The following is a 13,044-nucleotide window of genomic DNA, read 5'->3' as shown; positions in this document are numbered from 1 at the left end:
ACGGGATTATAGGTAGGGTGTAAAAGGGTGATAATCCGTTCAAATTTCAAAGGACTGTTGCGCCATGAGCACAAATCTACCGTTGCCGTTGCTCGCCGAAATGGCGATCTTCGTCAAGGTTGTGGAGACCGGCAGCTTCTCCGAAGCGGCCCGTCAGTCGGGCTCGTCGCCTTCGGCCATCAGCCGCAGCATTTCTCGCCTGGAGAAAGCCCTGGCGACCCGATTGCTGCAGCGCACCACCCGCAAGTTGCGTTTGAGCGATGGCGGGGAAGAGGTGTTCAAGCGCTGCCAGGAGATGGTCGCCGCCGCTCGGTCGGTGATGGAAATCAGCGGCCAGTTCACCCAGGAAGCGGAAGGGCGCATTCGCGTCAGCGTGCCCAAGGCAGTGGGGCGTTTCGTGATTCATCCGCACATGCCTGAATTTTTGCGGCGTTATCCGAAGGTCGATGTGGAGTTGTTCCTGGAGGATCGGCAGGTCGACCTGATTGATGATCACGTCGACTTGGCCATCCGGATTACCGATCAACCATCAGCCGGGCTGGTGGGGCGCCAGCTGCTGACCATTGACCACCTGCTCTGCGCCACGCCGCAATACCTGGCGGAACACGGTGTTCCCACGCATCCCCACGATTTGCTGGAGCACAGTTGCATTTACTTGGGCGAAACGCCCAATGACGCGCGTTGGAAATTCAAGAAAGGCAGCAAGTCGGTCACCGTAGGCGTGCGCGGACGCTACGCGGCCAATCACACGGGGGTGCGGTTGGGGGCGGTCTTGCAGCACATCGGCATCGGTAGCCTGCCGTACTTCACCGCCCGCCATGCCTTGGAACAGGGCTTGATCGTGCAAGTGTTGGCCGACTGGACGTTCCTCGCTTCGTACCACGGTGGCTTGTGGTTGCTGCATTCGCCGACCCGCTACCTGCCACCGAAGCTGCGGGTGTTCATTGATTATCTGGTGGAGTGCCTGGCGAAGGAGCCGACCTTGAACAAGGTGGGGGGAGGGGAGCGTTCCAGCAAGGTCGCGGCGCACTATGAGTTGCCGGAAAGTGATGGGTTGTTCTGACGGGCCTCATCGCGAGCAAGCTCGCTCCCACAGAAGGTCATGATCAACCGCAGCCAGTGTAGGAGCGAGCTTGCTCGCGATGAGGCCCGTCCAGGCAACACACTTCGCAAGACCAAAAAAAGGCCCGCCGGTTTAACCGTGCGGGCCTTTTGCATGACGGATCGCAATCAGTGCTTGCTGTCCTGGTCCGACATCGCCAGCAGTTGCTTTTCCTGGTTCCAGTCGAAAGGCTCGTCGTTTTGCTCGGCTTCGAAACGACGTTCTTCCAGGGCCTGGTACAGGGCGATTTCTTCGTCAGGCATGTAGTGCAGACAATCACCGGCGAAGTACCAGAGCAGGTCGCGAGGCACCAGGTGGGCGATCTGTGGGTAACGGACAATCACTTGGCACAGGAGGTCCTGGCCCAGGTACTGGCTTTCAATCGGGTCGACGGGCAATTGCGCGCGCAACTCGTCGAAGCGCTCCAAGAACAAGGCGTGGCTTTCTTCGGGCACCTGTTCGGCCTCACCCACGGCGACCAGGATGCTGCGCAAGTGGTCAAGCAAGACAAGGTGATCGGCAACGACATTGGACACGAGATAAGTCCTCAAGAGCAAAACGGGCGCAGGAGTATAAAGCCCTTGCGCCCGCTTTTATAGGTTAAGAGCTGTAGGTGAAGAGCTACAGGTGACGGCGTACCTGGCCGTCAGTATCAACGGACCTTGTCTGGCGCCAGCGTCAGTTCGGCCTTGTCGAAATCATCCACGTCGATGACTTTGCGCCGCGCCGCCTCGGCCGCGCGCAAGGTCTGTGCTTCACCGGCTTGCAGCACGCCAGCCTCCAGGGCTGCATCGATAAGAGGTTCGCCAGGCGCCGGATTGAGCTGTCCCTGCTTGAACGCACCGTGCAGTTTCTTGTGCAGCGGATGGGCGGCCGCCAGCAGGTCGGCGGCGTGTTGCAGGGCACCCACCGGATCGTCGGTCGATTGCGGGCGATAGCAACCCTGCAGCAACTCTTCGAGAGTCGGGTCACCCTTGGGCCGGCCGATGACCGCAGCCACCTCGGCGTCGAGCCTGTCGCTCGGGCCCTTGTGACGCCGACCGAAGGGGAATACCACCAGGCGCAACAGGCAACCCAGTACCCGGTTCGGGAAGTTGCTCAGCAATTCATCCAGCGCACGTTCCGACTGTCCGAGGCTTTCCTCCATGGCCCAGGTGAACAGCGGCGTCATGTGGTCCGGCGAATCCAGGTCGTGATAACGCTTGAGCGCGGCGGACGCCAGGTACAGGTTGCTCAAGACGTCGCCCAGGCGGGCCGACAAGCGTTCGCGGCGTTTGAGCTCTCCGCCCAGCAGCATCATGCTCAAGTCCGCTAGCAGCGCGAATGCCGCGGCCTGCCGGTTGAGGGCACGGAAGTAACCCTGGCTCAAGGCATTGCCGGGGGCCCTCTCGAAATGCCCCAGGCCCAGGTTGAGCACCAGGGTGCTGGCGGCGTTGCTGACGGCGAAACCGATGTGCTTGAGCAACAAGGCATCGAACTCGACCAGCGCCTGGTCCTTGTCTTCACGGGTTGCCAGGGCCATTTCCTTGAGGACGAACGGATGGCAGCGAATGGCGCCCTGGCCGAAGATCATCAGGTTGCGCGACAGAATGTTCGCGCCTTCGACCGTAATGAAGATTGGCGCACCTTGCCAACTGCGACCCAGGTAATTGTTCGGGCCCATGATGATGCCCTTGCCGCCATGTACGTCCATGGCGTGGCTGATGCACTCGCGACCGCGCTCGGTCAGGTGGTACTTGAGAATGGCCGACAGCACCGAAGGTTTTTCCCCCAGGTCCACGGCGTTGGCGGTCAGCATGCGTGCCGCGTCCATCAACCAGGCGTTGCCGCCGATGCGCGCCATGGCTTCCTGGATACCTTCGAACGCCGACAACGGTACGTTGAACTGTTCGCGCACCTGGGCGTACTGCCCCGTCACCAGGCTGGTGAACTTCGCAGCGCCGGTGCCCACCGCCGGCAGGGAAATCGAGCGCCCCACCGACAGGCAGTTCATCAGCATCATCCAGCCCTTGCCGAGCATGGCCTGACCGCCGATGAGGAAGTCCAGCGGGATGAACACGTCCTTGCCCCAGTTCGGTCCGTTCATGAACGCGGCGCCCAGGGGCAGGTGACGGCGGCCGATATTCACACCTGGGGTGTCGGTGGGAATCAAGGCGAGGCTGATGCCCAGGTCTTCTTCGTCACCCAGCAGGTGGTCGGGGTCATACGCCTTGAAGGCCAGGCCCAGGAGCGTGGCCACCGGGCCGAGGGTGATGTAGCGTTTTTCCCAGTTCAGGCGCAGGCCGAGGGTTTCCTGGCCCTCCCATTCACCCTTGCAGATGATGCCGGTGTCGGGCATCGCCCCGGCGTCGGAGCCGGCCAGCGGCCCGGTCAGGGCGAAGCAGGGGATATCGTCGCCGCGGGCCAGTCGCGGCAGGTAATGGTCGCGTTGTTCGTCGGTGCCGTAGTGCAGCAGCAGTTCCGCCGGGCCGAGGGAGTTGGGAACCATCACGGTGGAGGCCAGGTCGCCGCTGCGTGTGGCCAGTTTCATCGCGACCTGGGAGTGGGCATAGGCGGAAAAACCCTTGCCGCCATATTCCTTGGGAATGATCAGCGCGAAGAACCCGTGTTCCTTGATATGAGCCCAGGCTTCCGGTGGCAGGTCCATGGCCTGGCCGATCTGCCAGTCGCTGACCATCGCGCAGAGGGCTTCGGTAGGGCCGTCGAGGAACGCCTGCTCTTCCTCGGTCAGTTGCACCTTGGGGTAGGCCAGCAGCAAGTCCCAGTCCGGGCGGCCGCTGAACAGTTCGCCATCCCACCACACCGTGCCGGCATCGATGGCGTCTCGCTCGGTTTCGGACATGGGCGGCAGGGTTTTCTGGAACCAGTCGAACATCGGCGCGCTGAAATACTTGCGGCGCAGGTCCGGTAGCAGCAGGGGGGCCGCGATAGCCGCGAGCACCACCCAGAGGATCAGCATCAGCCAGCCGGGCGCGTGGCTGAAAAAGCCCATGGCCAACAGGTAGACCGCGACGATACCCAGTGCGGGCAGCGGGGCGGTGCGCCGATGCGCCAGCCAGGCGATCCCGACAACCAGGACCAGTATCCACAACAACAGCATATGTAATCCTCCGTGAACCAAGGCAAAACCGACCTTCAGAGCTTAGACGGCATCTGTAAAACCGGCAGTCGGCGCGATGTGATTGATTTCGTGGGAAACCCTGGTTGCATTGCGCCAGTCTGGTTGGCAACAGCCGTGGGAAATCGTTCGTTAACAAGGTGAGAAAACGCCATTGTTTGGCTGGAATGCCGTTATCCCCGTGCCGGGGCTGTGGATAAACTCGAGGCAAGCCCTCCGTAGGAGCTGCCGAAGGCTGCGATCTTTTGATCTTGATCTTGATCTTGATCTTGATCTTGATCTTTCGCTTGCGATTCAACTGTCTGGGACAAGATCGCAGCCTCGTTGCACTCGACAGCTCCTACGCGGGGGTGATTTTTTCCAGAGGCCTTTCCTTTATGCAGCAATATCTGAACCCCGGCCGCTTCATCGACAGCGATCATCCCGCGGTCATCGACTTCGCCGAAACCCACCGCGGCGTCGAGCGCGACCCGCGGGCCCAGGCGGTCAGCCTGTATTACGCCGTGCGCGAGGCGGTGCGCTACAACCCCTATACCTTCAGTCGCGACCCGGCGACCCTGTGCGGCAGTTACGCGCTGGCGGCGAGTGAAAGCTATTGCGTGCCCAAGGCCACCTTGCTGGCCGGCTGCGCCCGGCATTGCGGCATCCCGGCGCGTATCGGTCTGGCGGATGTACGCAACCACCTGTCCACCCCGCGTCTGCTGGAGTTGCTCAGGAGCGACGTGTTCGCCATGCACGGTTATACCGAGCTGTACCTGAACGACCGCTGGGTCAAGGCCACGCCAGCTTTCAACCAGGGCTTGTGCGCGTTGTTCGACGTGGCCCCGCTCGAATTCGACGGTCGCCACGACAGCGTCTTCCACCCGTTCAATCGGCAAGGGGCGAAGCTGATGGAGTACATCACCGACCATGGCCAGTTCGCCGACGTGCCCGAGGTATTCTTCTTCGAACACCTGGAAAAGTGCTACCCGCACCTGTTCGGCGAAGAGCTGCCGCGCTTGCTCGGCGACATGCAGGGCGATTTGAGTCGCGCCTGATCCGGCGTATGCTGCTGCGGCATTTATCCATCGAGGACGCCGTGATGCTGAAGATATGGGGCCGGAAAAATTCATCGAATGTGCGCAAGGCACTATGGTGCGCAGAAGAGTTGGGGCTGGCCTACGAGGCCATCGATGCGGGTGGGGCGTTCGGTGTGGTGGACACGCCCGAGTACCGCGCGAAAAACCCCAACGGCCGCGTGCCGATGATCGAGGACGACGGCTTCGTGCTGTGGGAATCCAACACCATCGTGCGTTACCTGGCGGCCCGTCATGCGTCGGGTTCGGCCTGGTATCCTGCTGACGTACAGGCCCGGGCCCAGGCTGAAAAATGGATGGACTGGACCACGTCCAGCTTTGCCGCACCGTTTCGCACGGTGTTCTGGGGCGTCTTGCGCACCCCGGCCGAACAACAGGATTGGACGGCCATCCATGCGGCGATCAAGGAGTGCGACGATTTGCTGGCGATGGTCGAGCGGACCTTGAGCGAACAGCCTTACCTGTCGGGTGATGAAATCGGCATGGGCGACATTCCCCTGGGCAGTTTCATTTATGCCTGGTTCGAGATGCCCATCCAGCGCGCCGAGCGGCCTGCCGTACAGGCCTGGTACGCGCGGTTGCAGCAGCGCCCGGCCTACCGCAAAGCCGTCATGACCGCGTTGACTTAATACCTACTATCAACACACTTGACTGTACTTGTGCGGCGACGCCAAGCACCATTGCCTTGGTGCGCCGTGTTGCATTGCTCGCCGCCCGCCCTTATCTATTCTTTTCTTCCCTCCCTTCTTGGTGCGTAATCCGATATGAGTTCCGCTCTGTCCATCCGGCAGCTAACCAAAACCTACGGCAACGGTTTCCAGGCCTTGAGTGGTATCGATCTGGACGTCGCCGAAGGTGATTTCTTCGCCTTGCTCGGCCCTAACGGTGCCGGCAAATCCACCACCATCGGCATTCTTTCCACCTTGGTGAACAAGACCAGCGGCACGGTGAACGTCTTTGGCCACGACCTGGATCGCGAGCCCGCAGCCCTCAAACGCTGCATCGGCGTGGTACCCCAGGAATTCAATTTCAACCAGTTCGAAAAGACCTTCGACATCGTCGTGACCCAAGCCGGTTACTACGGTATCCCGCCAAAGATCGCCAACGAGCGCGCCGAGCAGTACCTGACCCAATTGGGTCTGTGGGACAAGCGTGACGTGCCGTCCCGTTCACTGTCCGGCGGCATGAAGCGTCGCCTGATGATCGCCCGCGCGCTGGTGCATGAGCCGCGCCTGCTGATACTCGACGAACCGACCGCTGGCGTGGACATCGAACTGCGTCGCTCGATGTGGAGCTTCCTGACCGAGCTGAACCAGAAAGGCATCACCATCATCCTCACCACCCACTACCTGGAAGAGGCTGAGCAGTTGTGCCGCAACATCGGCATCATCGACCACGGCACCATTGTCGAGAACACCAGCATGCGCCAACTGCTCAGCCAACTGCATGTGGAAACCTTCCTGCTGGACCTGAAACACGACCTGAAGACCGCGCCCCAGCTCATCGGCTATCCGGCCCGCCTGGTGGACAGCCGTACCCTGGAAGTGCAGGTGGACAAAGCCGTGGGCATCACCGGGTTGTTCACCCAACTGGCCCTGCAAAACATTGAAGTGCTGAGCCTGCGCAACAAAACCAATCGCCTCGAGGAGTTGTTCGTGTCCCTGGTGGAGAAGAATCTGGCGAAGGTGGCGGTATGAGCATGAGTTCCGAACTGCGCCCCAACCTCATCGCCCTCAATACCATCGTTTACCGTGAAGTCCGGCGTTTCATGCGGATCTGGCCGCAGACGCTGCTGCCGCCGGCCATCACCATGGTCTTGTACTTCGTGATCTTCGGTAACCTGATCGGCCGGCAGATCGGCGACATGGGTGGCTTCACGTACATGGACTACATCGTGCCGGGGCTGATCATGATGTCGGTGATCACCAACTCCTACGGCAACGTGGTGTCGAGTTTCTTCGGCAGCAAGTTCCAGCGTTCGATCGAAGAGTTGATGGTCTCGCCGGTGTCGCCCCATACGATTCTCATCGGCTACACCTTGGGCGGTGTCCTGCGCGGCCTGGCGGTGGGCCTGATCGTGACCCTGCTGTCGTTGTTCTTCACCGATCTGCAGGTGCATCACCTGGGGGTGACGGTCTTGGTGGTGGTGCTCACGGCCACGATCTTTTCACTGCTGGGGTTCATCAATGCCGTGTTTGCGCGCAACTTTGATGATATTTCAATTATCCCGACGTTCGTGCTCACGCCGCTGACCTACCTGGGCGGGGTGTTCTACTCGATCTCCTTGTTGCCACCGTTCTGGCAGACCGTCTCCCTGGCCAACCCGGTGCTGCACATGGTCAATGCGTTCCGCTACGGCATCCTCGGGGTGTCGGACATCAAGATCAGCATCGCCATCACCTTCATGCTGGTGGCCACCGTGGTGCTCTACATCGGCTGCGCGCGGTTGCTGGTCAGCGGGCGCGGCATGCGCACCTAACCTTTAACCCCTGACCCCTGTGGGAGCGAGCTTGCTCGCGATGACGGCGGCACATTCAGCATCAATGCAAGCTGACCCACCGCTTTCGCGAGCAAGCTCGCTCCCACAGGGGATTTGGGGTGGAAGCAGTCCATGCACCACAAAAAAGGCCTCCATTCCCAGGAGGCCTTTTTTGCATCTCACATCCGGCTTTTCTTGCGCCGCCGCCACTGTCGGGCCACCCACCAGCGCCAGTAACTCATGGTGATGAAGTAGGCCAGGGCGCCGAGCACCAGGCCGGTCACCACCGAGCCCAGCAGGAATGGCTGCCACAAGGTGGATAACTGGCCGCTGATCCATTCCCAGGTCAGTTCTTCGGGCAGTGTCCGGGCAGGCACGTCCATCAGCCAGGCGCCGGTCTGGTAGGTGCAGAAAAACACCGCCGGCATGGTGATCGGATTGGTCAGCCACACCAGGCTCACCGCAATCGGCATATTGCCGCGCACCGTGACGGCCAGCGCGGCGGCCAACAACATCTGCAACGGGATCGGCAAGAACGCGGCAAACAGGCCAACAGCCATCGCCCGGGCCACGGAGTGCCGATTGAGGTGCCAAAGGTTGGGGTCGTGCAGCAAGGTGCCGAGAAAACGTAAGGACTTATGTTCCCGAATGCTCTCTGGGTCTGGCATGTAACGTTTGAATAGGCGCCGGGGCATAGGCTTCTCGGTCGGTTCAACGCAGTAAGGCCGCAAGTATGTCTGGATTCTACGACTGGCAGATTCAGACTTTGTGACAATTGATAACGCCAGGGGTGCCGCTGAGCGTCTATGCCTGAAGAAGGGGCATTCTCAAGGACGGCTTATGCGCACAGGGTTGGTCGCGCTTGCATTGGGGTTGTTGGCCCCGATTTGTTTACCGGCACTGCCGCCGTTGTGGCTGGTGACAGCCATGCCGGTGCTGGCGCTGATGGTGTTGCCGTTTCGAACCTACCCGCTGGGTTTTTTCCTGTTCGGGCTGGCCTGGGCCTGCCTGTCGGCCCAGTGGGCGCTGGACAATCGATTGCCCGCCGCCCTGGACGGAGAAACCCGCTGGGTCGAAGGGCGCGTCGTCGGTTTGCCGCAACAGGGCGACGGCGTGGTGCGCTTCGAGCTGGCCGATGCCCATTCACGTCGTACCCGATTACCGACAACGATGCGCCTCGCCTGGTTCGGGGGGCCGCCCATCAACAGTGGCGAACGATGGCGATTGGCGGTGAAGCTCAAGCGGCCCGCCGGGTTGTTGAATCCACATGGCTTCGACTATGCCGCCTGGTTGTTGAGCCGTGGCGTTGGCGCGACCGGTACCGTCAAGGACGGGCGTCTCCTGCACGCGGCCCGGGGCGCCTGGCGTGACGGGGTGCGCCAAGCGCTGGCACAGGTCGACGCCCACGGCCGTTCCGGCGCGCTGGCGGCATTGGTCCTGGGCGACGGCGGCGGGCTGAGTCGCGAGGACTGGCAGGTTTTGCAAGACACCGGCACCGTCCATTTGCTGGTGATCTCCGGGCAGCACATCGGTCTGCTGGCCGGCCTGGTGTATCTGTTGGTGGCCGGCGCGGCGCGTTATGGCCTGTGGCCGGCAGGGCTGGCGTGGTTGCCCTGGGCCTGCGCGCTGGCCTTTTGCGCCGCCCTGGGCTACGGCTTGCTCGCCGGCTTCGAGGTGCCAGTTCGACGGGCCTGCGCAATGATTGGCCTGGTGTTGCTGTGGCGCTTGCGTTTCAAACAGCCGGATCCGTGGTGGGCATGGCTGCTGGCCTTCGTCGGGGTGCTGGTGTTCGACCCACTCGCCAGCCTGCGGCCAGGGTTCTGGTTGTCATTTGCGGCCGTCGCCATCTTGATGTTCACCTTTGGCGCCCGCCTGGGGCCTTGGCGCTGGTGGAAAACCTGGACCCGTGCCCAGTGGCTGGTTGCGGTCGGCCTGTGTCCGTTGCTGTTGATCGTGGGCTTGCCGGTCAGCCTCAGCGGGCCGCTGGTGAACTTGCTCGCGGTGCCCTGGATCAGCCTGCTGGTCTTGCCGCCAGCGCTGCTCGGCACGGCATTGTTGCCGGTGCCGCTCATCGGCGAAGGCCTGCTGTGGATCGCCGGCGGGTTGCTCGATCTGTTGTTCAAAGGGCTGGGGCTGATTGCCGGCCGAATACCCGCCTGGGTCCCCGTTGCAGTCCCGCCATGGGCCTTGGGCATCGCCGCTTCAGGGGCCTTTTTGCTGCTACTGCCCAAAGGCGTGCCGCTGCGTGTGCTGGGGTGGCCGATGGTGCTGCTGATGATGTTTCCCCCGCGAGAACACCTGCCGCAAGGGCACGCCGAGGTCTGGCAACTGGACGTGGGCCAAGGGCTGGCGGTGCTGGTACGCACCCGGCATCACAGCCTGCTTTACGACGCCGGGCCGCGCTTTGGCGAGGCCGATGTGGGCGAGCGCGTCGTACTGCCAACGTTGCGCAAGCTCGGTGTGCACGGCTTGGACCTGATGCTCCTCAGCCATGCCGACGCCGATCATGCCGGCGGCGCTCAAGCGGTGCGCAATGGGCTGCCGACAATGGAAGTCATCAGCGGTGATCCCACCGCGCTGCCCGATGAACTCCAGGCCGGGCCTTGCGACAGCGGCAGGCGCTGGGAATGGGATGGCGTCGGGTTCGAGCTGTGGCGCTGGGCATCTGCTGTCGAAAGCAACCAGAAGTCCTGCGTCCTGCTGGTGGAGGCCGGCGGCGAACGCCTGCTGTTGACCGGCGATATCGACACCTCTGCCGAGCGTGCCTTGCTCGACGAGGCCCTGGCGCTACCGATCCACTGGCTGGCCGCGCCTCATCACGGCAGTCGCAGTTCGTCGTCGATGGCGTTGTTGTCGCGCCTCAAACCGCACTCGGTGTTGATCTCTCGAGGGCAGGGCAACGCGTTCGGTCATCCCCATCCCCAAGTGATGGCCCGCTATCGCCGCTCGGGCCTGGCGATCTACGACAGCGCCGAGCAGGGCGCCATTCGTCTGCAACTGGGCGCGTTCGAGTTGCCGCGCACCGAGGCCGGTCATCGACGTTACTGGCGCGACCCGCCCGCCGTCGGGCCACCGGGGCAACATTGATCCAGCGCAACCGGCTGATGCGCTTATCGGCGGGGCGGGTCTGCAAGGCGAGTCTGTGTGATAAAGTGGCGCACTTTTTCGAGGGGGCAGTCACTGTGTGGGAATTGGTCAAATCCGGCGGCTGGATGATGTTGCCGATCATTCTGAGTTCCATCGCGGCACTGGGTATCGTTGCCGAACGCCTGTGGACCCTGCGGGCCAGCCGCGTGACTCCGGAGCATCTGCTCGGGCAGGTCTGGGTCTGGATCAAGGACAAGCAGCTGAACAAGGACAAGCTCAAGGAGCTGCGGGCCAGTTCGCCGCTGGGGGAAATCCTCGCCGCGGGCCTGGCGAACTCCAAGCATGGTCGCGAGATCATGAAGGAGTGCATCGAGGAAGCCGCCGCCCGGGTCATCCATGAACTGGAGCGCTATATCAACGCCCTGGGCACCATCGCTGCCATGTCCCCGCTGCTGGGCCTGCTGGGGACGGTGCTGGGCATGATCGACATCTTCAGCGCGTTTACCGGCTCTGGCATGACCACTAACGCCGCGGTGCTGGCCGGGGGGATTTCCAAGGCCCTGATCACCACCGCCGCCGGCCTGATGGTGGGTATTCCGGCGGTGTTCTTCCATCGGTTCCTGCAACGGCGCGTCGACGAGTTGGTCGTTGGCATGGAGCAGGAAGCCATCAAGCTGGTCGAGGTGGTGCAGGGTGACCGTGACGTGGACCTGGCTGGGGGCAAGCAGTGAAATTCCGCCGCAAGCCACGGGAAAACATCGAGATCAACCTTGCCTCGCTGATCGACGTGGTGTTCATCCTGCTGCTGTTTTTCGTCGTGACCACCACGTTCACCCGGGAAACCCAGCTCAAGGTTGAATTGCCGCAAGCCGTCAGCGGCTCGCCGGCCGAAGACCAGCAATTGAAGAACCTGGAAGTCACCATCAGCGCCGAAGGGGCGTTCTCGGTGAATAATCAGTTGCTGCCCAAGAGCGACCTGGCGAGCCTGATCGAGGCCCTGCAGAAAGAATCCGGCGGTGATACCAATCTGCCGCTGTCCATCAGCGCCGACGGCAAGACCCCTCATCAATCGGTGATCACCGCCATGGACGCGGCCGGCAAGCTCGGTTTCAGCCATCTGCGCATGACCACGGTCGAGGCGGCTCCCGCACCCTGATGGCCATGTCCGATCGATTGCTTTCCGCGTGGTACGAAGGCCACCCGGCCCTGACCCTGCTACGACCCCTGGAGTGGTTGTACCGGCGAGTGGTGGTGGGCAAGCGCAAGCGTTTCCTCGCGGGTGAAGGCCAGATCTACCAGCCCCCGGTGCCGTTGGTAGTGGTGGGCAATATCACCGTGGGTGGCACTGGCAAGACGCCGTTGATCCTGTGGCTGATCCAGCACTGCCAGCGCAGTGGCTTGCGAGTCGGGGTGGTCAGCCGGGGCTATGGCGCCAAGCCGCCGCAACTGCCGTGGCGGGTCGCGGCCGAGCAGGGCGCCGATGTCGCTGGAGACGAGCCGCTGTTGATCGTCCAGCGCACGGGCGTGCCGTTGATGATCGACCCCGACCGTAGCCGCGCGGTCCAGGCGCTGCTGGAGGCCGAGCCGCTGGACCTGATCCTGTCCGACGACGGCATGCAGCATTATCGGCTGGCCCGGGACCTTGAGCTGGTGCTGATCGATAGCGCCCGGGGCCTGGGCAACCGGCGTTGCCTGCCCGCCGGGCCATTGCGCGAGCCGGTCGAGCGCCTGCAATCGGTCGACGCCGTGCTGTACAACGGCGCCAGTGCCGACCGCGAAGACGGCTTCGCCTTCCAATTGCGTCCCACCGAACTGGTGAACCTGGCCAGTGGCGAACGCCGCCCCCTCGATCATTTTCCACCCGGCCAAGCCCTGCACGCCGTGGCCGGCATCGGCAACCCCCAGCGTTTCTTCAAGACCCTCGAAACGCTACACTGGCGGCCAATACCGCACGGGTTTGCCGACCATGCCGAATACAGCGCCCAGGCCTTGAACTTCACGCCATCCCTGCCGGTGGTCATGACGGAAAAAGACGCGGTCAAATGCCGTGCCTTCGCCGCGCCCGACTGGTGGTACCTGGCGGTGGACGCCGCGCCGTCGCCGGCCTTCGCGGCCTGGTTCGATACGCAGTTGATGCGCCTGTTGCCGGATCGGCTCTTGCCTTAACACCTTTACCCAGGGG

The 13,044-nt window shown here is 62.5% G+C and carries 12 protein-coding genes; 9 read left to right on the top strand and 3 right to left on the bottom strand.

All coding sequences use genetic code 11. The features are described 5' to 3' along the window. Nucleotides 1-64 precede the first annotated feature (64 nt). Nucleotides 65-1,063, top strand: coding sequence for a LysR family transcriptional regulator (locus AB7M32_RS24575; protein WP_454251650.1), 999 nt, complete (start codon nt 65-67; stop codon nt 1,061-1,063). Between the two features lie 167 nt (nt 1,064-1,230). On the opposite strand, the gene AB7M32_RS24570 is transcribed toward AB7M32_RS24575, so the two are convergent. Beyond that, complete coding sequence (locus AB7M32_RS24570; RefSeq protein ID WP_003204309.1) at nt 1,231-1,638, bottom strand: PA2817 family protein; 408 nt, start codon at nt 1,636-1,638, stop codon at nt 1,231-1,233. Between the two features lie 116 nt (nt 1,639-1,754). Continuing rightward, entirely contained in the window at nt 1,755-4,202 is a 2,448-nt protein-coding gene (locus tag AB7M32_RS24565) for an acyl-CoA dehydrogenase (RefSeq protein WP_454251649.1), read from the bottom strand. A 395-nt stretch (nt 4,203-4,597) separates the two neighbouring features. On the opposite strand from AB7M32_RS24565, the gene AB7M32_RS24560 reads away from it, so the two are divergent. From AB7M32_RS24560 to AB7M32_RS24545, 4 genes are all read left to right on the top strand, one after another. Beyond that, entirely contained in the window at nt 4,598-5,257 is a 660-nt protein-coding gene (locus AB7M32_RS24560; RefSeq protein WP_454251648.1) for a transglutaminase-like domain-containing protein, read from the top strand. A gap of 44 nt (nt 5,258-5,301) precedes the next feature. After that, nucleotides 5,302-5,925, top strand: a complete 624-nt coding sequence (locus AB7M32_RS24555) for a glutathione S-transferase family protein (RefSeq protein WP_454251647.1) — start codon at nt 5,302-5,304, stop codon at nt 5,923-5,925. Nucleotides 5,926-6,060: 135 nt separating this feature from the next. Further along, the gene (locus AB7M32_RS24550; protein WP_092168464.1) at nt 6,061-6,993 is read left to right on the top strand and encodes an ABC transporter ATP-binding protein; all 933 of its coding nucleotides are present in this window, start codon (nt 6,061-6,063) and stop codon (nt 6,991-6,993) included. Between the two features lie 2 nt (nt 6,994-6,995). Then, entirely contained in the window at nt 6,996-7,775 is a 780-nt protein-coding gene (locus tag AB7M32_RS24545; RefSeq protein WP_053124195.1) for an ABC transporter permease, read from the top strand. A gap of 179 nt (nt 7,776-7,954) precedes the next feature. On the opposite strand, the gene AB7M32_RS24540 is transcribed toward AB7M32_RS24545, so the two are convergent. Beyond that, on the bottom strand, nt 7,955-8,470 hold the full coding sequence (locus AB7M32_RS24540) for a DUF2062 domain-containing protein (RefSeq protein ID WP_072406352.1): 516 nt from the start codon (nt 8,468-8,470) through the stop codon (nt 7,955-7,957). 145 nt (nt 8,471-8,615) lie between these two features. On the opposite strand from AB7M32_RS24540, the gene AB7M32_RS24535 reads away from it, so the two are divergent. From AB7M32_RS24535 to lpxK, 4 genes are all read left to right on the top strand, one after another. Continuing rightward, nucleotides 8,616-10,862: a DNA internalization-related competence protein ComEC/Rec2 gene (locus AB7M32_RS24535; protein ID WP_454251646.1), complete on the top strand. Its 2,247-nt coding sequence runs from the start codon at nt 8,616-8,618 to the stop codon at nt 10,860-10,862. A gap of 95 nt (nt 10,863-10,957) precedes the next feature. Next, nucleotides 10,958-11,593, top strand: coding sequence for a MotA/TolQ/ExbB proton channel family protein (locus tag AB7M32_RS24530; protein ID WP_162491247.1), 636 nt, complete (start codon nt 10,958-10,960; stop codon nt 11,591-11,593). Continuing rightward, nucleotides 11,590-12,018: an ExbD/TolR family protein gene (locus tag AB7M32_RS24525; RefSeq protein ID WP_053123850.1), complete on the top strand. Its 429-nt coding sequence runs from the start codon at nt 11,590-11,592 to the stop codon at nt 12,016-12,018. Before AB7M32_RS24530 ends, AB7M32_RS24525 begins: the two co-directional genes overlap by 4 nt. Beyond that, nucleotides 12,018-13,028, top strand: a complete 1,011-nt coding sequence (gene lpxK / locus AB7M32_RS24520) for a tetraacyldisaccharide 4'-kinase (protein ID WP_454251645.1) — start codon at nt 12,018-12,020, stop codon at nt 13,026-13,028. The genes AB7M32_RS24525 and lpxK overlap by 1 nt, the downstream gene beginning before the upstream one ends. Nucleotides 13,029-13,044 lie beyond the last annotated feature (16 nt).

It is taken from the genome of Pseudomonas sp. R151218B TE3479, from assembly GCF_053629195.1.
Note: the sequence above shows the minus strand (reverse complement) of the source record. Positions and strands in the feature narration are given on the sequence as shown.